Source organism: Novosphingobium sp. UBA1939 (genome assembly GCF_002336885.1).
Lineage (GTDB): Bacteria > Pseudomonadota > Alphaproteobacteria > Sphingomonadales > Sphingomonadaceae > Novosphingobium.
This window is the reverse complement of the sequence record NZ_DDFB01000013.1, coordinates 1-20512: the sequence shown is the minus strand read 5'-3', so window position 1 is coordinate 20512 and position 20512 is coordinate 1. Positions and strand designations below refer to the sequence as shown.

The window sequence follows — 20512 nt, the reverse complement described above, 5'->3', positions numbered from 1 at the left end:
CCAGTGCTCCGGCACCGGCATGAACGGCGCACCGTTCCTTGAGGGCGCGGGTGCTTGGGGAGAGATGGGCATGGTCGGTTCTTCGGCGGAAGCAGACGGGATCGCGCAGGCGGGCGCCCGCGCCGGACGGTATCGCTGGGTGATCGTCAGCCTGTTGTTCGCCGCCACGGCGGTGAACTACATCGACCGCCAGATGATTGGCGTTCTGAAGCCGACGCTGGTGGCGGAATTCGGATGGACCGAAAGCGATTTCGCCACGATCGTGTTCTGGTTCCAGATGGCCTATGCGGTCGGCTATATCGGCTTTGGCCGGATCGTCGACGCGCTGGGCGCGCGGCTGGGCTATACCATCGCGATCATCATCTGGACGATCAGCCACATGGCGCACGGCTTCGCGTTGGGCGTCGGCTCCTTCGCGGCCGCCCGGTTTGGGCTGGGCGTGGGCGAATCCGGCAATTTCCCCGCCGGCATCCGCGCGGTCACCGACTGGTTCCCGCAGCGCGAGCGCGCCTTCGCGATCGGCCTGTTCAACGCCGGCGCCAACGTGGGCGCGATCATCACGCCGCTGCTCGTGCCCGCGCTAGTGCTGTGGTTCGGCTGGCGGGCGGCGTTCTTCATCACCGGCGTGTTCGGCGCGGCCTGGCTGGTGGCGTGGTGGCTTGTCTACCGCCACCCGGCTGAACATCCGCGCGTCAGCAAGGCCGAACTGGCCTGGATCCAGCAGGACCCCGCCGATCCGGTCGCGAAGATCGGCTGGGGCAAGCTGGTGGTGGTGCGCGAGACCTGGGCCTATGCGCTGGGCAAGTTCCTGATCGACCCGATCTGGTGGTTCTTCCTGTTCTGGCTGCCGGGCTACCTGTTCGAACGCTACCACCTCGATCTCAAGAGCTTCGGCCTGCCACTGGCGGCGATCTACCTGATATCAGACCTCGGCAGCATTGCCGGCGGCTGGATGTCGTCGCGGCTGATCAAGGCGGGGCGCAGCGTCAACTTCGCCCGCAAGGCGACGATGCTGCTCTGTGCGCTGCTCGTGCTGCCGATCTGGTTCGCGCAGTCGATCGACAGCGTGTGGGGTGCGGTGCTGGTGATCGGGCTGGCGACGGCGGCGCATCAGGCGTTCTCCGCCAACCTCTATACCGTGCCGTCGGATATGTTCCCGCGCGGCGCGGTCGGCTCGGTGGTGGGCATTGGTGGCACCGTGGGGGCGTTCGGTGGCATGGGAATGGCGCTTTTCACCGGCTATATCCTCGATGCCACGCACAGCTACGAGGTGCTCTTCGCGATCTGCGCCAGCGCATATTTGCTCGCGCTTGCCGCCGTGCACCTGCTCAGCCCGCGCCTCGCGCCGGTGCGGGTGTGATCTGGCGGGAGCCCGCCTCGGCCTTGAGCGTTTTCATGAAGCTCTCGGCCTAGGCGTTGTCGTACGGATTTCTCCGCCAGCTCATTGTGCCGACGATGCCGTTTGCGACCGGGATTTCTCGGTACGCAGCTGTGGTGTATTGGGCGGATGTGTTTCGGCGTGCAAGTGGTGCCCACCTGACTCGGAGATCGGCGCCTAATCGGGGACCACCCCCGGGTCATCTATGGTCGTCAGCTTTTGTGGTTGGCGACGAGGCGGAGGATGACGACGGTGGAGACGATTGGACGGATCAGGCGTGCGTATTTCGTGCAGCGGCAATGGGTGCGGGAGATCGCGCGGCGGCTGCATGTTTCGAGGAAGACGGTCAGGAAGGCGATCGAAGCGGAGGACGGCAAGTTCGGCTACGATCGCACGGTTCAGCCGAAGCCCAAGCTCGGCGCCCACGTTGCCGAGCTCGAGCGGTTGCTGGCGGAGAACGAGCGCAAGCCGCGGCGTGAACGGCTGACGCTGATCCGGCTGTTCGAGGCGCTGCGGGCGCAAGGATATGAGGGTGGCTACGATACGGTTCGCCGCCATGCACGTCGCTGGCAGCGTGAGGAAGTTGGTCGCACGGCGACCGCGTTCGTGCCGCTGAGCTTCGAGCCCGGCGAGGCCTACCAGTTCGACTGGAGTCATGAGGTCGTTGTGCTGGCGGGCGTGACGACGACGGTGAAGGTCGGGCATATGCGGCTGTGCCATAGCCGGATGTTCTTCGTACGTGCCTATCCCCGCGAGACGCAGGAGATGGTGTTCGACGCCCATGCTCGAGCCTTCGCCTTCTTTGGCGGCGTCTGCACGCGGGGGATTTACGACAACATGACCACCGCGGTGGATGCGGTGTTCCTGGGCAAGGAGCGCAAGTTCAACCGCCGCTTCCTGCAGATGTGCAACCATTATCTGGTCGAGCCGACCGCGTGCACGCCGGCGGCGGGATGGGAGAAGGGGCAAGTCGAGAACCAGGTGGGTGTAGTGCGCGAACGTTTCTTCACGCCCCGGCTGCGCTTTGCCAGCTACGAGGAGTTGAACGCCTGGCTGCTCGACCGCTGCCTGGAACATGCCAGTGCCCATCGGCATCCCGAGTGTCGTGACCGTACCATCGCTGACGTGTTCGAGGACGAGAAGCCGGCGCTGATGCGCATGCCGACGGCCCCGTTCGATGGCTTCCACTCCGTCACCGCCTCGGTCTCCAAGACGCTCCTGGTGCGGTTCGATTACAACAAGTACTCGGTGGCGGCCCGGGCTCTCGGGCGGCCGGTTGAGGTCCATGCCTATGCCGGCCGCATCGTCATCCGCCAGGGCGACGATATCGTCGCCGAGCACGATCGCCGCTTCGGCCGCGAGCAGACCGTTTATGATCCCTGGCACTATGTGCCGGTGCTGGCGAAGAAGCCTGGGGCGCTGAGGAACGGCGCGCCGTTCAAGCAGCTTGCGCTGCCCCCAGCACTGGAGCGTCTCCGCGGCAAGCTGAAGGGCAGCGACGATGGCGACCGGCAGATGGTCAAGATCCTGACGGCGGCCACGGTCGACGGTCTCGACGCGCTGGAAGCCGCCGCCGCCGAAGCGTTGGCCCAGGGGGTTACGAGCGCCGATGTCGTGCTCAATATCCTGGCCCGGTCCTGATCGGCGCCGATGGAGCCCAGCATCGCCACGCCCGAGCATCTGCAGCTCAAGATCGAACCAATCGCCGATGCTGGCCGCTATGATCGGCTGCTGCCCGTGCGGAGGGCAGCATGATGATGGAGCGCCATGAGATCATCGACTTGATGGCCGAGTTGAAGCTCGCCGGCATGCGTCACGCCTATGATGAGGTCATTGCCGACGCCCTCAAGCGCCAGCACCCCGTCCAGCATGTCGTTGGCGACCTGCTGAAGGCTGAGGTCGCCGAGAAACACGCCCGTTCCATCAAGTACCAGATGACCGCTTCCAAGCTGCCGGTGGTGAAGGACCTCGATGCCTTCCACTTTGAGGGGACACCGATCAACGAGGGGCTGGTCCGTTCGCTGCACGGCGGGGCGTTCCTGCCCGCACGGCGCAATGTCGTCCTGGTCGGTGGCACCGGCACCGGCAAGACCCATCTGGCCATCGCCATCACCGCCAATGTCGTCCGCGCTGGAGCGCGGGGGCGTTACTTCAACACCGTTGATCTGGTGACCCGCCTCGAAGAGGAAGCCCGGATCGGCAAAAGCGGCGCGCTTGCCGCCCAGCTCTCTCGCCTCGACCTCGTCGTGCTCGATGAGCTTGGCTATCTTCCCTTCGCCCGTTCAGGCGGGCAGTTGCTGTTCCATCTGGTCAGCAAACTTTACGAGCAAACCAGCGTCATCATCACGACCAACCTGGCGTTCGGGGAATGGCCGACAGTGTTCGGCGACCCCAAGATGACCACCGCTCTCCTCGATCGCGTCACCCATCATTGCGACATCATCGAGACCGGCAATGACAGCTGGCGCTTCAAGAACCGAAACTGATCCCCGCCGCACGCCGGGATTAAGATGCTTTGCGCTGCGCGCGCCTCCGGTCGGGCTCCGCCCTCCCTACGCCGCGAGCAGCGCAAGGCGCGTTCCTCGACTGTCCTGCCATCGTTGAGAGGGGGTCCCTTTTGCGCGCCGATCGGGGGTCCCGTTTGGACGCCGATTGACAGTGCGGTGGATATCCATTCCTATGACTCGCATGATCTTCCTCCTCGTTCAGATCGGAAGCGTGCGGGCAACACGGCAACTACGGATTCGCGCTCGCAGCGCATCCGGGCGGACCGCAGGGGCGGCCAAATAACGGCTCGGGCTCACAGCCCATGGTCTTAAGTCGGCCTGCCCGCACTCACGTGCTTCCAGCGCCCCAAAACCCGGATGGTCTCACCATAGCGCAGATCCGAAAATCGGCCGAGTCTTGAAGCGCCAATGCTTTCATGCCGGATAATGGCTAGGTTGAGCGGATGAATCGCAGCATCAAATCCCGGAACCAAACATATAATACCGAAAAAATCACCCGTGTCTCTGTACATACGATGCGGCAGACGAGGCTTTTATTGCAGCATTGACTTATCGGTCGATGGCCGCGCTGGTAGCGGCCCGCTGGTTGGGTAAGTAACTGAAAGAGCGTTTACGACACCGAAAAAGGATATGAAAGAGGCGAGCGGCTGCGAATGATTGCTCAGGTATGTCGGGGGCGCTGGTTTAAGGACGCACCGGTATGGCTGTAGTGTGCTTGATTTCGGACAGGGTGACGACCGACTGGATATCTACGACGCCTGGCAGCTTCAGGATCACACGGAAAATGAAGTTCTGATACCATTCGAGCGATTGCGCGATAATTTTCAGCAGGATGTCGCGTTCGCCAAAAGCGGTGTGGCATTCCATGATTTCGGGCGTCAGTTCCACCTTGCGGCGAAATTCGGCGCGCTGTTCGTCTGTCAGCGTCGCCATCTTGAGCGTGGCGAAGATGTAGAGGTTGCTGCCGAACTTCTTCCGGTCGAGCACGGCGACCTGCCCGGTGATATAGCCATCGTCGCGCAGACGCTGGAGCCGCCGCCAGCATGGCGATTGCGACAAACCCACGCGCTCCGCCAGTTCGGTGGTGGAGAGCGTTGCATCCTTCTGGACCTGCTCGAGAATCCTGATGTCTATCGGGGTAAGCGCGTCGGTCATGGTCCACTCCGTTCCAGGAAGAAATCATGTGAACGCCGTCGGCACCTGTTTCAACATAAATGATGCAGAGTGACGCTCAAATCGGGCGCGAAGCTGTCACCATATCGGCATATCTTGCGCACAGGATCGGCGCCTGGGGCATTGTCCGAATAGCTGTGGTTCTCAGCGGCATTTCGCGCACATGCCACAAGGCGGGCATTTCTATGCAGTGGTTTCGATCAAGTCCTTACATTCGCATAATCATTTCCCGGCCTCATCCGTAAACTGATCCCGTCCCGAAAGTGAGGAGCATGTTCCCGACATGAGGTTTCCGGCATCGCGTTCCCTTGCTCTGCGCCATACCCTGGCGATGGTGCTGCTGGCGCTTTCGTCCGCTTCCTTCGCGGCGGACAGCGGGGGTTCCAGGGGTGCCGGAGCTGCTGTCCGCACGAGCTCCGGTACGGCGCCGGCGGTGACGCGGCACGTGGGCGTCTTTGCGGGGGAGCGGGTTGCCTATACCGCCACCGTGGAAGGGCTGGATGTGCGCACAGGGCCTGCAGGCGAAGGCGCGCGGATCGTCAGCTTCGCCTACACGCGTGATCTGCCTGACGGGGATGATGCGCTTCGCGCGAAGCGGCCTGTGATGTTCCTCTTCAACGGTGGCCCGATCGTTGCTTCGCAGTACCTGCATATCGGCGGGATCGGGCCGCGCCGGGTGGCTTTTCCCGATGATCTTGCGGCCGATCCGGCCACGTTGCGTCTGGTCGACAATGCGTTCTCGCCGCTCGACAGGACCGATCTGGTTTTCGTCGATCCTGCCTCCACCGGCTTCAGCCGGGTCATGGCGGGTACTCGACCCTCGGCCTACTTTTCCGTGAAGGACGATGCGCGCCAGTTTGCCGCGTTTATCCGCGCCTGGTTGAAGGCGCACGGACGGGAGAAGTCCCCCGTCTATCTCTTCGGTGAAAGCTACGGCACCAACCGTGCTGCCGAAATTGCCGGGCAGTTGGCCGAAGGCCCCGATCCCCTGCCGCTGGCCGGCATGTTCCTGTACGGACAGGCGGTCAACATCATCGAATATGCCCAGCGCCCGGCCAACCTTACGAGCTATGTCGCCTCGCTGCCAACGCTGGCCGCGATCGGCTGGTATCACGGTCGTGCCATGCGCAAGGGCCGATTGCTCGATGCCTTTCTCGCCGATGTGCGAGCGTTCGCGAAGGGCGACTATCTCGCCACGCTCTACCAGGGCAATGCCGCGCCCGAGGGGGATCGTCGCCGTGTCGCGGAGAAGCTGGCGGAATTCACAGGCATTCCCGCAGACTGGTACATGGCGAACGCGCTCAGGATCACCAAGGAACGCTATCGCGTCGAACTGCTCAAGGACCGGAGGCTTCTGCTAGGCCGGATGGACGCGCGCTATGTCGCGCCAGTGACCGACAAGGGCGGTGCGCCCGATCCATCCGAAGTGATCGGCGACGCGGTGCAGCACTTGTTTCCCGCTTACGTTCGGGACGATCTTAAGGTTGACTGGTCCGAACCCTATGTGCCTGCTGTTGCCATTGCGAGCCTGGAACAATGGGGCTGGGGCGCAAGCACCAGCCCGTTCGGCGATTGGCCCTATTACAGCGGCATCGCCCGGATGATGGACCGAAATCCCGCCTTCCGGCTCGTCGTCGGCAACGGGTTCTACGATACGCAGACCACGATGGGGGCTGCCGAACTGCTGGTCACCCAGTCCGGATGGGATCCGGCGCGCGTCACGCTGCGCTATTACGACGGGGGCCATACCGGTTATTCGGTGGCCGCCACCGCGAAAGCAATCGGCGACGATATCCGCGCTCTGGTGCGGTGAGCGAGGAACGTGGCGGCATGAAACCTCCCTTCTACGATGCGGCCGACGTGGAGCGGCTGCTCGACTATCCCGGATGCATCGTCGCAGTGCGGGACGCGATGCGCAGTCTTTCGCAGGCCGCGCGAGCACAGCCATTGCGCCAGATCGTGAAAGTGTCGGATCAAGTGCTGTTCGGCGTCATGCCCGGCGATCTGGCCGCTGTCGGATCGCTCGGGGCCGGATCGTTCGGGGCCAAGCTGGTCAGCGTGGCCGAAGATCCGGCGCGACCCGGCCGGTCGCGCCACCGCGGCGTGGTCGTTGCCTATGATGCCGGTACGGGTGAAGTCGCCTGCCTGGCCGATGCCGAGGCGGTGACCGGCATCCGCACGGCCTGCGCCACCGCTGCCGCAACCGATGTCCTGGCGCGCGCCGACGCGGATGTGCTGGCGATTTTCGGCACCGGCACGCAGGCCGAAGCGCATCTCCGCGCCCTGCGCCATGTGCGCGCGTTTCATCGTGTCCTGCTGTGGGGGCGCTCGCCGGAAAGCGCCGCCGCGCTGGCCGCTCGGCTCTCGGCCGAACTCGATTTGCCGATAGTGCCGGTCGCCCAGGCGCGTCAGGCCGCGCAGGAGGCCGATGTGATCTGCACGGTGACGGGTTCTTCCGAGCCGGTCTTGCTGGGCGAATGGGTCAAGCCCGGCGCCCATGTCAATCTCGTCGGGTCGAGCATGCTGGGGCCGGTCGAAGTCGATACCGCTCTGGTGACGCGGGCGCGCTACATTGCGGACTATCGCCCCGGTGCGCTGGCGCAGGCGTCTGAACTGGCGGTCGCGCGCGACGCCGGTATGGTGACCGATGCCCATGTCGTTGGTGCGATCGGCGATGTGTTTGCGGGGAAGCTGACGGGCCGCGAGAATGCGGACCAGGTCACGCTCTACAAGTCGCTGGGCCATGTCGTTCAGGACCTCGCCGCCGCTGCCTATCTCCACGCCCGCGCCTTGCAGGAAAGCACAGGATCATGAAGCGTCTGCTCGCCCCCGTTCTCCTGTTCGCCGCCAGTAGCGAGCCGGCGCTGGCCACGTCGGCCGAGCGGCTGGCGATCATCGCCAATGGCGAAAACGTGGGCTCTCTCGCCATTGCCACCGACGGCAACCATGCGGCCGTGGACTATCGCGTCGATAACAACGGGCGTGGACCCAAGCACGTCGAGGATGTGACGTTCGGAGCGGACGGCATTCCCGTGACGTGGACGGTGAAGGGCACCTCGCTGATGGGCGGGGCGGTGGACGAACGGTTCGTGTGGACCAAAGGCCGGGCGGAATGGAAAAGCCAGGCCGATGCGGGAACCGTGAAGGCGGCCCGGCCGCCGCTCTACGTGGTCAACGATGAAAGTCCCTACGCGCTGTGGGTCTATGCGCGGGCGGCGCTGGCGCAGCCTGGAAGCGCTCTCGATGCGCTGCCTTCTGGCAAGGTTGCGGTGGAGCGCTTGCGGACGCTGACGATCGGCGAGGGCGCGGCGGCCGTGGAGGTTACCGCGCTGCGCCTGACCGGTGTGCAACTCAACCCCGGTTACCTGCTGATCGATCCCGCCGGACGGCTGTTTGCGGTATTCGGTCCGTCCGAAGGCGGCATCGTCATCCGCGAGGGATACGAAAAATGGGCGCCGGTACTGGCACAGTTGGGCGACGATCTGGAAATCGCGCGCGCCGTCGCGCTTCAGCAGAAGCTGGCGCACCGTTTCGATACCCCCGTCCGTATCCGCAACGTCCGGGTATTCGACCCGGCGAGCGGCACCTTGTCTCCGCTATCGACCGTGATCGTCATGCGGGATACGATCACACAGGTGCTGCTGGATGACAGCGCGCCGGCGCCGGCCGACGAGACGGTGATCGATGGGGAAGGGGGCACGGTCTATCCTGGCCTTCACGATATGCATTCCCACGCCACGCTGGCTTCGGGTCTGATGTACCTGGCCGCCGGGGTGACGGCCACGCGCGACATGGGCAACGACAACGCCTTCCTGCAGGAGCTTCTCTCCCGCATCGATCAAGGCAAGGTTGGCTGGCCGCGCATTTCCCCGAATGGTTTCATCGAAGGGCGCAGCCCTTATTCGGCACGCAACGGCTTCATTCCGGCGAACATCGAGGAGGCGGTGCGGGATGTGCGCTGGTATGCCGACCGGGGCTATGCCGAGATCAAGATCTACAACTCGATGAACCCGGACTGGGTGCGGCCGATCGCGGACGAAGCGCACCGGCTGGGCCTGAAAGTCACGGGCCACGTCCCCGCGTTCGATACGCCGGACCGCGTCATTGCCGATGGCTACGATTCCATCGCGCATATCAACCAGTTGATGCTGGGATGGATTCTGCAGCCCGGCGAGGACAGTAGGACCCCGTTGCGGCTGACGGCCATGGCGCGCGCCGGGACGCTCGATCTCGCGTCGGCGCCGGTTCGCCATACGGTGGAGCTGATGAAGCAGCACGGGGTGGCTCTGGATCCGACGGCGGTCATCCTCGAGCAGCTTATGCTCAGCCGGGCCGGTGAGGTTCCGCCGGGGCAGGAAGACTTTCTGGGGCACATGCCGGTCGGCTTTCAGCGCTATCGCAAGCGTTCGTTCGTTCCGTTGCCGGACAAGGGCGCCGACCGGAGTTACCGTTCCGGTTTCGCCAAGGTGCTGGAGACCATCGGCTTGCTTCACCGGGAAGGTATCCGGCTGCTGCCCGGCACTGACGATGCCACCGGATTTTCAGTGCTGCGCGAACTGGAACTCTATGTCCGGGCAGGGCTGACACCGGCGGAAGCCCTGCGTTCGGCAACCTTGGGCGCGGAGGAATTTCTGGGGCGGACCGACCGTCTCGGTACGATCGCATGCGGCAAGCTGGCCGATCTCGTTCTGGTGACCGGCGATCCGACGCAGGACATCACCGCCATTCGCCGGCCGCGCATGGTGATGCGTGGCGGCGTTGTCTACTTTCCGACGGAAATTTACACCGCGCTGGGGATCACACCGTTTGCGACCGTGCCGCAGGTTCATACGGCGCAGCCTGCGGCGCGCACCGCTTCCGGCGGCCCGGTGGCCGGTTTCGGCTCCGGACAGATCGACGAGGCACATCTTGGCGAATGATTGCTTTCTGGGCCGGTGGCTGGCGGTTGCGCTGGCCATTGCCATGCCGTTTGCGGCTCGGGCGCAGGAGCCGGCCCGACCGCGCGTGTTCACGACCGCACATCAGGGCACTTTCGGCGGGCAGCGGGTCCCCTATACCGCGGCGGTCGAGGAATTCATTCTGAGCGATGCCGAAGGGCATGAAGCCGCCAGCGTCTTCACCACCAGTTACCTGCGCCGTGATGGCGGCGCGCGCCCGGTTATCTTTGCGTTCAACGGCGGCCCCGGCTCGGCCTCGATCTGGTTGCATCTGGGTTTCCTGGGGCCGCGCCGCATCGACTTCGACGATCCTGCCGCTCCGCGCACCAGTGCTCCTTTCGCGATGGTTCCCAATCCCGACAGTCCGCTCGATGTGGCGGATATCGTGCTGATCGATCCGCCGGGCACCGGGTACAGCCGAATCCTTCCCGGTGGCAAGGCCGAGCAGTTCCTGGGCGTAGAGCAGGATGCCAAGGCAACGGTGGAGGTCATCCAGCAATGGTTGCAACGGCATGGCCGCATCAACTCGCCGAAGTACCTGCTTTCCGAAAGCTACGGAACGATCCGGGCGGCAGTCGTGGCCCGGCTTCTGGCCGGTGGCCCGACGCAGACCGGCCGCATGGAAGGGATCACGCTGAACGGCGTGATCCTGCTGGGGCAGGCGCTCGACATGGCGCGCGGTGCGGAAGGGGATGATCGCGCCTATACCGGCCTGCTGCCATCGCTGGCCGCAACGGCGTGTCATTTTCACAAGGTTGCCGCGGACTGCACACCGGAAGGACAGGCGGATGCCGCGCGGCGCTTCATCGCGGACGAATACCTTGGCGCGCTGTATCGGGGTGACGCCTTGCCGGCCGACCGCAAGGCAGCGGTCGCCCGGAAACTGGCGGCACTGACCGGATTGCGCGAAGCCGATGTTCTGGAGGCCAACCTGCGGGTTTCCGCCGGGCTGTTCGGGCGCTTGCTGTTGGGCGACGCGGGGCAGCGCATCGGGCAGTACGATGCACGCTTCACGTTGCCGGCTGCGCCGACGGGTGACGATCCCGTCGCGGACGATCCGGCCATGGGCCAGTACGTCCCCGGCTTCGTGGCGGCGTGGCAGGATTATGCGCGCGAAGACCTGGGGATCGCCATGGACAGGCCCTATCAGGCGATCGCCTTTCGGGAGGTCAACGCGCGCTGGGACTACGGATATGGCCCCGGTGTTCCGCTGGGCCGCAACTTCGCCAGGGATCTGGCCATCGCCATGACGCGCAATTCCGGGCTGCGGCTGCTGGTAGGGACGGGCCTGTTCGATCTGGTGACGCCGGCGGGAACCGCCGAATACACGCTGGCGCATGCCGGCGTGCCGCAACGCGCGATGACCGTCCGTACCTATCCATCGGGGCATATGCCCTACCTCGGCGCGGCAGCCCGTACGGCGCTGGTGCGCGATATCCGCGCATTCGTGAAGGAACCGCAATGACGGACATGGCTGCAGGCAACGGCTTGCGCCGGAACGTGGGGTTGCTGGGCGTGGTGACGTTCGGCGCCGGCACCGCGATAGGCGTATCGATCTTCTCGATCCTCCAGCCGACCGCCGAAGTCGCCGGATCGGGGCTGCTCGCGGCGATTGGCGTGGCGGCGCTGCCGATGCTGGTATTCGCGGTGGCCTATTCCTACCTCGGATCGGCGCTGCCGCTTTCCGGCGCGTCCTATGAATGGCCATCGCGCTTCATTCATCCCGGCGTCGGCTTCATCATCGCGTGGTTGCGGATCATTTCCAACGTCGGGGCCCTGACGATCCTGTCGCAAGTGATGGTGAGCTACCTGGGCATGGTCGTGCCCGTGCCGCTGAAGCCCGCGATGGCGATCGTGATAACCGCGATCTTTGCGTTGAACTATGTGGGCGTCGCCATCGCCGCGAAGATGCAGTCGGCGCTGATGGCGCTGTTGCTGCTGGTGCTCGGCGTGTTTGTGGCGACAGGGCTGCCCCATTTTGATCCGGCGCTGGTCGGGCATCCGCTGGCCGCGCCCCCGCTGACGATCCTGGCGGTCGTGCCGCTGATGATCAGCTTGTTCCTGGGCATCGAATCCGCGGTCGAGATCGGGGAGGAAGTGCGCGATCCGGAGCGTAACGTACCGCTGGGCATCGCGCTGGCCATCGGTCTGACGGCGCTGGTCTACGGTCTCGTTGCCGCCACCGCACTGGGGCTTGTCGGACCGGATGTTCTGGCGAAAAGCAAGGCGCCGTTGCTCGATGCGGCGAAAGTCGCGCTGGGCGATCTGGCCGTCCCCTTGATCGTCGGCGCGGCCTGCGTCTCGATCTTCAAGTCGATGAACGCCGCCGCGCTTACGTTTTCACGCAGCCTGTTCGCGATGGGGCGCAATGGAGCTTTACCGCGCGCGATCGCACAAGTGCATCCGCGCTTCGGGACGCCGCACAGAGCGATCATGCTGGGCTATGTCTGTGCGCTGACGGGACTGTTTCTGCCGCCGAGCCTCGTGTTCCTGCTGCTCGCGGTCAACGTGCCGACGATGTTAAAATACATGGCCTGTTCCTATTCGGCGACCGTGGTGGCGCGGCGCCACCCGGAAATCCACGCGCGTGCGCGCGTGCGGCTCGCACCGGGCAAGATCGTGGTCGTGGGCTATACCGGGGTAGTCTGTGCGCTGTCGATCGCGGTCTTCGGGATTGAAGCGGACTATCGACCCTATCTGCTGGTTGGCGGCTGGATGGTGCTGGGATTGCTCTACTGGTTCCTCAAGGGGCGTCACGACGGTGGCGACGAAGCCAAGCGATCTTCTGCCCGATAGCAGACCAAATTATGCACGGCGGCGCTTCCGGCCCCGGATATAGAATAACAAGTGCCGGATGAGGCCGGTAGAAAGATGCCGATGTCCAGACCTGAAAGCAATCCGGCGGCCAAGCCCGTTCAACCGGTGTCCGATAGCGCCGTGTTCGATAGCCCTGCGTCCGATAGTTATGCGCAGTGGGTGCGCCGTGCGATCGCCATGTCACGTGCGCGGGGCGGCGAAACGGTAAGCCTGTTTGAAAGCTCGGTCCCGGAACCGCGCGAGCTGTTGCGGCAAGCTGTTCTGGAAACGGTCGAACCTGCGTTTTCCGAGCACTATGTCAGTGCCTTCGGCGACGGAAATCCGTTTGTGCGCGATACGCTTGCGGACCGCTACGGCGTGCCGCGCGAGCAGGTGCTGTGCACGACCGGTGCGACCGGTGCGCTCTCACTGATCTATCGCGCGCTTCTGAAGCCTGGTGACCATGTTCTGGTCGAAGCGCCGGGATTTGATCTGTTTACCTGCCTGGCTCACGCGCAGGGCGTCGCGGTGGACGGGTTTGCGCGTCACGGTGATCGCTTTGCGATCAACGTTGCCGATCTGGAGGCGCAACTTACGCCGCGGACCCGGCTTGTGGTGTTGTCTGATCTCCACAATCCTTCTGGGATGCAGCTGGATGAAGCGATCCTGCGCGCTTTGGCGCAGTTGGCGGAGAGGCGCGGCTTCCTTCTGGTTGTGGACGAGGTCTATGCCGACTATGCCGAAGGGGATCGTCGGCGCGGCGCGGCGGCGGCCCTATCGTCAGCCGTGATCTCGATCTCCAGCCTGACCAAGATTTACGGCCTCGGCGTCTTGCGGTGCGGCTGGATTGTCGGCGCCCAGGATACCGTTGCGCGTCTGCGCGCGTTCAGCGGGCAAGTCGAATTCGGCGTTTCAACGCTATCGCATGCCGTGGCCGCGCAAGTGCTGGCTGATGCTGACAGCTTTACTGCGGCCACGCGGAGTGTGGTGGCGCGCTGCCGGCCCCGCTTCGAGGCATGGTTTGACCGGATGAAGGCCGAGGGGCTGATGGTCGGGGCGCTGCCCGAGGATGGTTGTATCTGTTTCCCGTCCCTGCCGGGCATCGACGATACGCGAGCGTTTTCCGAATGGCTGATCGGCAAGGCCGGGGTGATCGTGGCTCCGGGCGAATATTTCGGCGCGCCCGGGCATATACGGATCGGCTTCTGCCAGCGGGACGAACATCTGGAGGCTGGCCTCAGCGGGCTTGAAAGCGGATTGCGTGCTTTTGCTCGGTCGCCGCGGGCCGCACGCGTTGGTTGAGGCGTGATCCCGCAACTGCGAGCCGATGGAAAACTTCTTTCGCCAACCGGGGGATTGGCGAAAGTTTATGCAGGAAACCGGCGCCGCGGCAGGAATCAGAATAAATATGGCGCGCGGCTGCGGTTAGGTTCTTCCGCACAAGATTGAGGGAAAGCGTCGTCCGGTGCCGCACTCCGCATGGGTGCAGTGCCGCGATCCGGCGGAGGCAAAATCCGGACGTCAGGGCCGAACAGGACCACGATCCGGAAAATTTCAGTGGAGGTCACAGGCATGACAAGTTTCAAACGCACGTTTTCGATTTCGACGGCTGTCGTCGCCATGGCCACCGCCATGCCGGCCTTTGCGCAAGCGGAGGCCGATGCGTCCGGCGGGGATGAAATCATCGTCACCGCCCAGAAGAAGAGCGAACGCCTGATCGACGTTCCGCTGGCGATTTCCGCGATTTCCGCGGATGCCTTGACCACGCAGAACATGAACCGCCTGTCGGACTACTACGATCGCATCCCGGGCCTCCAGTATTCGGGCCAGCGCGTGGCCGCCATATCGCTGCGCGGCGTGACCACCGGCGGCGCCACGGCGCCCACGGTCGCCTTGCTGGTGGATGATGTGCAGTTTGGCGGCACGACCGGGGCAGGGCAGCCGCCGTTGCCGGATTTCGACGCCAGCGCGCTCAGTCGGGTGGAAGTGCTGCGCGGCCCGCAGGGCACGCTCTATGGCGCCTCCAGCCTTGGCGGTCTGATCAAGTACGTGCTGAAGGAGCCCGATACCGCGAAGTTTTCGGGTCGACTTGAGGCCGGTGGCACCGCTGTATCGCATGGCGGGACCGGCTATGCCCTGCGCGGGTCGGTGAACATTCCCATCACCGACTGGCTGGCGATCAGCGGAAGCGGCTTCAAGCGCGACGATGCACCCTATCTCGACAACGCCCACCCCAGCGTGACCAAGCACAGGGACGTCAACACGCGCGATGTGTGGGGCTTCCGGGGCGCCGTGCTGGTGAAGCCCACCGACAATTTCCGGTTCGTCTTTTCCGCGCTTAACCAGAAGCAGGATGCGCTGAACAGCGACCTCGCGATCACGTCGGGCGGCGTGCCGGTCTGCGCGACGTGTTACACGGGCGCGAATGCCTCAACCGCCGTGACCACCTTCGAACCCGTTTACGGCGATCTCACCATCCGTTCGCTGGATTCGGTCAATTCGGCCAAGTTTCAGCTCTATACCGGCCGCGCGGAACTGGACCTCGGTGGTGTGAAGGTTACGTCGATCAGCGCATGGAGCCGCGCCGATAACGTCATCACCAGCGATGTCACCGCGGTATTCGGGGGGCTGATCCGTTCGCGGTACGGGCTGAGCACGACGCCGAACATCCAGATCGCCAATGCCGATCACACGCACAAGTTCTCGCAGGAACTGCGCTTGAGCAGTGATACGGGCGCCTTCAGCTGGCTTGTGGGCGGGTTCTACACCGTCGAACATGCCTCGACCGACCAGACGCTGATCGCCAGCGGCAGCCTGACTGGCACGCCCTATGTCGGCACCGGTCCGTCGACCTACCGCGAATACGCCGGCTTCGCCGATCTGACATGGCACGCCACGGACAAGCTCGATGTCCAGTTCGGCGGTCGTTATGCGCACAACAAGCAACAGAACTTTACCAATCTGGTGCTATCGAGTCAGGTCGAAGGTGTTTTCGGTTCGACGGGGACGATTTCGGCCAAGTCCGACGACAATGCCTTCACCTGGCTGATCTCGCCCAGCTATCATTTCACGCCGGACATCATGGCCTATGCGCGTGTGGCAAGCGGTTATCGCCCCGGTGGTCCCAACATCGGTTCGCCTCCCGGCGCTCCGGCCTCCTTCGGTCCCGATCGCGTGGTCAACTACGAAGTCGGTTTCAAGGGCAAGGTCGTGCCGGGCCTGCTGACGATCGATACCGCGCTGTTCCAGATCGACTGGCGCGACGTGCAGTTGCAGGGCACCGATCCGGTGACCTCGCTGACGTTCGTGGCGAACGGCGGCAAGGCGCGCAGCCGTGGCATCGAATTCGCTGCGAGCCTGACGCCGTGGCGGGGTATGACGATCGACGGCAATCTGACCTTTACCGACGCCACTATCACGCAGAATATCCTGTCGTTGCAGGGCGGGGCCGGGTTCCGCGGGTATGCCGGCGATCGCCTGCCCTTCACGGCCAAGGTCACAGCCAGCCTTTCCGCGCAGCAGAACTTCGATATTGCGGAAAAGCTGGAAGGCAACTTCGGTTTCGCACTGGCCTATATCGGCGATCGCGCCGCCGCGTTCCAGACCAACTCCGCCAGCGCCACCCGCCCGCGCATCCTGATCCCGGGATACAAGGTGTTCGATCTGCGCGGTGGCCTTGTCTATGACAAGGACTGGAGCCTGAGCCTCTATATCCGCAACCTGTTCGATGAACGCGGCATCACGGCAGCGCAGAACCGGAATGGGGCGAACGTGCCCACCGCGCTGTTCATTCAGCCGCGCACGTTCGGCATAACGCTGGCGCGGACGTTCTGATCGATGCGGCCACCCAATTTCCCAGGAAAATGGGCGGCCGCCATATACGGATGAGAAGACGCGCGGGCCATGTTCCCGCGCGTCTTTGGTTTGGGGTTCATGGCATGGTGCGGATGACTGGTCTGGTGATACCGATGCTTGCCGCGGCCTTTCTGCCGGCCACGGTCCTGGCGGCATCACCCGAACCTTCGCCACCAGAACCGTCGATCGATGTCACGCTGACGCCGATCGTGGCCCCGCGTGATCCGGCAGCCATCGGCACCGTGCGCGTGACCCTGCGTTTCGACGGGATTGCGGCAAAGCGCGGTGAGCCGCTGCTGTTGCTGCCGCTGGTCGCCAGCAATGTCGACACCGTAGCCACGGTGCTGTCGGGCATGGCCGTGCGCGACGGGCGCGGTGCGCTGCACCTCTCCGTACGGGACGTGACCTTGCCCGAAGCCGGGATGCGCGATGCCGTGGCCGGTGGTCCTTCGCGCGCATGGATTGCCGATCGCGCCACCAGCGGGCCGGTGACGGTGACATATACCGTGCCGGCCGAAGCCACGCTCCCACCGAGAGGGCCGGCTCCACCGTTTTCCTTCTCCGCCGATGGCGGTGGCGTTTCGGCGGCGGGCCATGTGTTCCTGTTGCTGCCGCCCGGCGACCTGCGTTACCGCGCGACCTATGGCTGGGATCTCAGCCGCGCGCCCAGTGGCAGCCGGGGCGTCAGCTCGCTTGGCGAGGGGCGCGTGACGGCGGCCGAACCGCTCGATGGCGCGCAATTGCGCATGAGCTTCTTCATGGGCGGCCGTATCGGAACCTGGCCGTCGCCCGTACCCGCGCGCGGCTTCTTCGGGGCTTGGCAAGGCGTGCCGGCGTTTGACGCGGCGGAGCTGCTCGGCTGGACCGGCACGCTCTACGATCACTATGCGCGCTTCTTCGGGCAGCGCCAATCGGCCCCCTATGGCGTGTTCCTGCGCTACAATCCTGTCAATGCGGGCGGCGGCGTAGGTCTCTACCATGCGTTCGTCACGACTTTCGGCAAAGGCAGGGGAAGCGATGTCGGCAGGATACGCATCACCCTGGCGCACGAGATGTTCCATACCTTCCAGCCGTTCCTCAGCCAGCCGGGGGGGCTGGAATCGTCATGGTTTGGCGAGGGGCTGGCCACGTTCTATCAGGCGCGCCTGCCATTCCGCTTCGGGATGCTGACACCGGACGATTATCTTGCCGATATCAACTGGACCGCCGCGCGCTATTACACCAGCAGCATGGCGCGCGTGCCCAACAGCGTGGTGCCGGCGCGCTTCTGGGCCGATACGCGCGTGCGCACGCTGCCCTACGATCGCGGGATGCTCTATTTCGCGACTGTCGATGACGCATTGCGCAAGGCGTCGGCCGGCGAGACCTCGCTAGATGATCTCGTGATGGCCATGCTGGCGCTGGAGCATCAGGGTAAGGCGACAACCGACGCGGACTGGGAAATGCTGCTGCGCCAGCATCTTGGTGAACAGGCGGTGACGGATTTCCGGGCTTTTCTGGAAGGCACCATGCCGGTTCCGGCGTCCGATGCTTTCGGCCCCTGCTTCCGGCGCGTGGCGAAGCCGCTGCGGCGGTATGAGCTTGGCTTCCTGACCGACGTGCTGTCCGAACCACGCCGCGTGGTGCGGGGGCTGGCGCCGGGATCGGCGGCGGTGCTGGCCGGATTGCGCGACGGGGACGAGATCGTAGACCCGGTGCCGCAGGATGGCATCCAGGGCGAACAGGATCAGTTGCTGACGCTGCGGGTGCGCCGCGATGGGCGCGTCATTCCGATCACCTATTTGCCGCGGGGCGAAACCGTTGACGCCTGGCAATGGGAACGGATTCCTGGCGCGCAGGCTCCCACCTGCGCATTGTAAACATCGTCCAAGCAGGACGAGTACTTTTCGCTGATTTGTGGTCCGACACTATAATATTTATGACATTATATTTATTTATCCTCATAATATTATTTGATTATTTTGCCCTTCTTCATAACGTATCGCGGCGTAAATTTTCCGCTGCCGGCGCCAATTAAGAAGATTTGAGGTTGTGATTTATATGTTTGGTCTGGTGATTTGATTGTGCATTATTCGACCGGGAATGGAAGGATGCACTATGGGTCAATATCTTCACGGGAGCGCCCGCACGATAGCGGCAGTCCGTCGAGCAATACAAGATGGTCAAGAGAGCCTGAGAGCTCTCGCAAAGCGACACGGGATCAACCCCAAGACAGTGGCCAAGTGGCGCCAGCGTCGATCTCTCGAAGACCGGAAGACAGGACCGAAGGAGCCGAGGTCGACCGTGCTGTCGGTCGAAGAAGAGGCGATCATTGTCGCTTTCCGCAGGCATACGCTGCTGTCGCTGGATGACTGCCTGTATGCCCTGCAGGCGACGATCCTGCACCTGACACGATCGTCGCTGCACCGCTGCTTCCAACGGCACGACGTCTCTCGGCTGCCGGAAGTCGAAGGCGACAAGCCAAAGCGGAGCAAGTTCCGCTCATATCCTATCGGGTACTTCCACATCGACATTGCCGAGGTTCGGACCGAACAGGGTAGACTGTACATGTTCATGGCGATTGGACGCTGTGCACGAACATGCGAGCCGAGGACGTCACCGACACGCTGGACCTCGCGCTCGCGGCTTCCGACTGCGATCATGCCACTGTGCTGCACAAGCTGCGGCTACTCAGCGACAACGGTCCCAGCTACATCGCCGCCGAACTGGCCGAATACATCGAGGCCAACAAGATGAGCCATGTCCGCGGTGCGCCGTGCCATCCGCAGACCTAGGGCAAGATCGAGCGCTGGCACCAGACCCTGAAGAACCGCATCCTGCTGGAAAACTACTTCCTGTCCGGCGATCTCGAAGCCCAGATCGAGGCCTTCGTCGAGCACTACACCCACCAGCGTTACCACGAGAGCCTGGCCAACGTGACGCCCGCCGATACCTACTTCGGCAGGGCTCCGGCCATCATCGAACAGCGCGAAAGGATCAAGCGACAGACCATCGAATATCGGCGCTTGCAGCACCGCAAGCTTGCCGCCTAACATAAACCACTAGACAAGCTCAGCACTCCGCTAATTTACGTCGCGAGATGTGCCGAATGTTCTAACGAGGGACAAAGATATCTGCTCATTGCCAAATGACGGGATGCGCTCACTCTACCTCTCAACTGAACTCGACGAGAAGATCTCAAGAGTCTACAAGCCCCCTTTGTAACGGTACGATAACGTTGATGGGGTCAACTCGGTGCCAACTAGAAAAGAGCTCTCCTATGGAAACAAATCAACCGTATGAAATGCTGCTGACCCTGACGTCGGATATCGTTGCGGCTCATGTCGGGAACAACAGCGTTGCCGTCGCGGACATGCCGGAACTGATCAAGTCGGTCTATGCGTCGCTGACCGCCCTCGGAGCGGAAAAGCTGCCGGTCGAGGAAGAGCTCGTTCCCGCGGTATCGATCCGCGCCTCGGTGAAGCCGGACTACATCGTCTGTCTCGAGGATGGCAAGAAGCTCAAAATGCTCACGCGCCATCTCCGGAGCCAGTACGATCTCACGCCCGATCAGTATCGTGCGCGCTGGAAACTGCCGGCGGACTATCCGATGACCGCGCCGGGCTACAGCGAGCGTCGCCGTGAACTGGCCAAGAGCATTGGTCTGGGCCGCAAGCGTGTCGCCAAGGCAGAAGCTGCTGCTCCAGCGGCCCCCGTGGCGCCGAAGAAGCGGGCGCCGCGCAAGAGCACCAAAGCGCCGAGCTGATCGCCGGCGCAACGAGGGAAGGCCAGGGGGATGTGCAATCGCTACGAGCGCCCATCTCTCGAAGAGATCGTCGAGGATTTTGACGCCGGGGTCTCTCGCGCGTTCAACGCCGGCCCTGAAA

General features: G+C 63.7%; 12 protein-coding genes and 3 pseudogenes. 14 read left to right on the top strand and 1 reads right to left on the bottom strand.

Annotation, left to right across the window (positions count from 1 at the left end; translation table 11 throughout):
- The first annotated feature begins 70 nt into the window (after positions 1 to 70).
- The 3 genes and pseudogenes from B3547_RS02405 (at position 71) to istB (ending at position 3864) form a co-directional block, all read left to right on the top strand.
- On the top strand, positions 71 to 1360 hold the full coding sequence (locus tag B3547_RS02405; RefSeq protein ID WP_292959829.1) for an MFS transporter: 1290 nt from the start codon (positions 71 to 73) through the stop codon (positions 1358 to 1360).
- A gap of 261 nt (positions 1361 to 1621) precedes the next feature.
- Positions 1622 to 3133: pseudogene (istA, locus tag B3547_RS02400) on the top strand (IS21 family transposase).
- 2 nt (positions 3134 to 3135) lie between these two features.
- Positions 3136 to 3864 carry an IS21-like element helper ATPase IstB gene (gene istB, locus B3547_RS02395; RefSeq protein WP_292959862.1) on the top strand — a complete coding sequence of 243 codons (729 nt, stop codon included), beginning with the start codon at positions 3136 to 3138 and terminating at the stop codon, positions 3862 to 3864.
- A gap of 705 nt (positions 3865 to 4569) precedes the next feature.
- Here istB and B3547_RS02390 read toward each other — a convergent pair.
- Positions 4570 to 5040: an Lrp/AsnC family transcriptional regulator gene (locus tag B3547_RS02390; protein ID WP_292959828.1), complete on the bottom strand. Its 471-nt coding sequence runs from the start codon at positions 5038 to 5040 to the stop codon at positions 4570 to 4572.
- A 301-nt stretch (positions 5041 to 5341) separates the two neighbouring features.
- Between B3547_RS02390 and B3547_RS02385 the strand changes: the two genes are divergently transcribed.
- The 11 genes and pseudogenes from B3547_RS02385 to B3547_RS02335 all read left to right on the top strand — a co-directional run bounded on the left by B3547_RS02385 (position 5342) and on the right by B3547_RS02335 (position 20391).
- Positions 5342 to 6871, top strand: a complete 1530-nt coding sequence (locus B3547_RS02385) for a S10 family peptidase (protein ID WP_292959827.1) — start codon at positions 5342 to 5344, stop codon at positions 6869 to 6871.
- 17 nt (positions 6872 to 6888) lie between these two features.
- Entirely contained in the window at positions 6889 to 7872 is a 984-nt protein-coding gene (locus B3547_RS02380; RefSeq protein WP_292959825.1) for an ornithine cyclodeaminase family protein, read from the top strand.
- Positions 7869 to 9977 (top strand): amidohydrolase family protein, encoded by a 2109-nt coding sequence (locus B3547_RS02375; protein WP_292959823.1) that lies wholly within the window; start codon positions 7869 to 7871, stop codon positions 9975 to 9977. Before B3547_RS02380 ends, B3547_RS02375 begins: the two co-directional genes overlap by 4 nt.
- An 85-nt stretch (positions 9978 to 10062) precedes the next feature.
- Positions 10063 to 11460 (top strand): S10 family peptidase, encoded by a 1398-nt coding sequence (locus tag B3547_RS02370; protein ID WP_292959822.1) that lies wholly within the window; start codon positions 10063 to 10065, stop codon positions 11458 to 11460.
- Positions 11457 to 12791, top strand: a complete 1335-nt coding sequence (locus B3547_RS02365; protein WP_292959821.1) for an APC family permease — start codon at positions 11457 to 11459, stop codon at positions 12789 to 12791. The genes B3547_RS02370 and B3547_RS02365 overlap by 4 nt, the downstream gene beginning before the upstream one ends.
- Before the next feature lie 81 nt (positions 12792 to 12872).
- Positions 12873 to 14093 (top strand): pyridoxal phosphate-dependent aminotransferase, encoded by a 1221-nt coding sequence (locus B3547_RS02360; RefSeq protein WP_292959820.1) that lies wholly within the window; start codon positions 12873 to 12875, stop codon positions 14091 to 14093.
- 270 nt (positions 14094 to 14363) lie between these two features.
- A complete protein-coding gene (locus tag B3547_RS02355; protein WP_292959819.1) occupies positions 14364 to 16625 on the top strand; it encodes a TonB-dependent receptor in 2262 nt (753 codons plus the stop codon).
- 113 nt (positions 16626 to 16738) lie between these two features.
- On the top strand, positions 16739 to 18505 hold the full coding sequence (locus tag B3547_RS02350; protein WP_292959818.1) for a peptidase M61: 1767 nt from the start codon (positions 16739 to 16741) through the stop codon (positions 18503 to 18505).
- A gap of 238 nt (positions 18506 to 18743) precedes the next feature.
- Positions 18744 to 19215, top strand: a pseudogene (locus B3547_RS02345) (helix-turn-helix domain-containing protein); the annotation flags it as partial.
- A pseudogene (locus tag B3547_RS02340) lies at positions 19208 to 19678 on the top strand (integrase core domain-containing protein); the annotation flags it as partial. The pseudogenes B3547_RS02345 and B3547_RS02340, both read left to right, overlap by 8 nt.
- Positions 19679 to 19929: 251 nt before the next feature.
- On the top strand, positions 19930 to 20391 hold the full coding sequence (locus tag B3547_RS02335; RefSeq protein WP_292959817.1) for a MucR family transcriptional regulator: 462 nt from the start codon (positions 19930 to 19932) through the stop codon (positions 20389 to 20391).
- Positions 20392 to 20512: the final 121 nt, after the last annotated feature.

Coding starts and splice junctions, on each gene's coding strand:
- B3547_RS02355 (WP_292959819.1), top strand. CDS start 14,364: ATGACAAGTTTCAAACGCACGTTTTCGATTTCGACGGCTGTCGTCGCC.
- B3547_RS02335 (WP_292959817.1), top strand. CDS start 19,930: ATGCTGCTGACCCTGACGTCGGATATCGTTGCGGCTCATGTCGGGAAC.
- B3547_RS02385 (WP_292959827.1), top strand. CDS start 5,342: ATGAGGTTTCCGGCATCGCGTTCCCTTGCTCTGCGCCATACCCTGGCG.
- B3547_RS02375 (WP_292959823.1), top strand. CDS start 7,869: ATGAAGCGTCTGCTCGCCCCCGTTCTCCTGTTCGCCGCCAGTAGCGAG.
- B3547_RS02360 (WP_292959820.1), top strand. CDS start 12,873: ATGTCCAGACCTGAAAGCAATCCGGCGGCCAAGCCCGTTCAACCGGTG.
- B3547_RS02380 (WP_292959825.1), top strand. CDS start 6,889: ATGAAACCTCCCTTCTACGATGCGGCCGACGTGGAGCGGCTGCTCGAC.
- B3547_RS02350 (WP_292959818.1), top strand. CDS start 16,739: ATGACTGGTCTGGTGATACCGATGCTTGCCGCGGCCTTTCTGCCGGCC.
- B3547_RS02405 (WP_292959829.1), top strand. CDS start 71: ATGGTCGGTTCTTCGGCGGAAGCAGACGGGATCGCGCAGGCGGGCGCC.
- B3547_RS02390 (WP_292959828.1), bottom strand. CDS start 5,040: ATGACCGACGCGCTTACCCCGATAGACATCAGGATTCTCGAGCAGGTC.
- B3547_RS02365 (WP_292959821.1), top strand. CDS start 11,457: ATGACGGACATGGCTGCAGGCAACGGCTTGCGCCGGAACGTGGGGTTG.
- istB (WP_292959862.1), top strand. CDS start 3,136: ATGGAGCGCCATGAGATCATCGACTTGATGGCCGAGTTGAAGCTCGCC.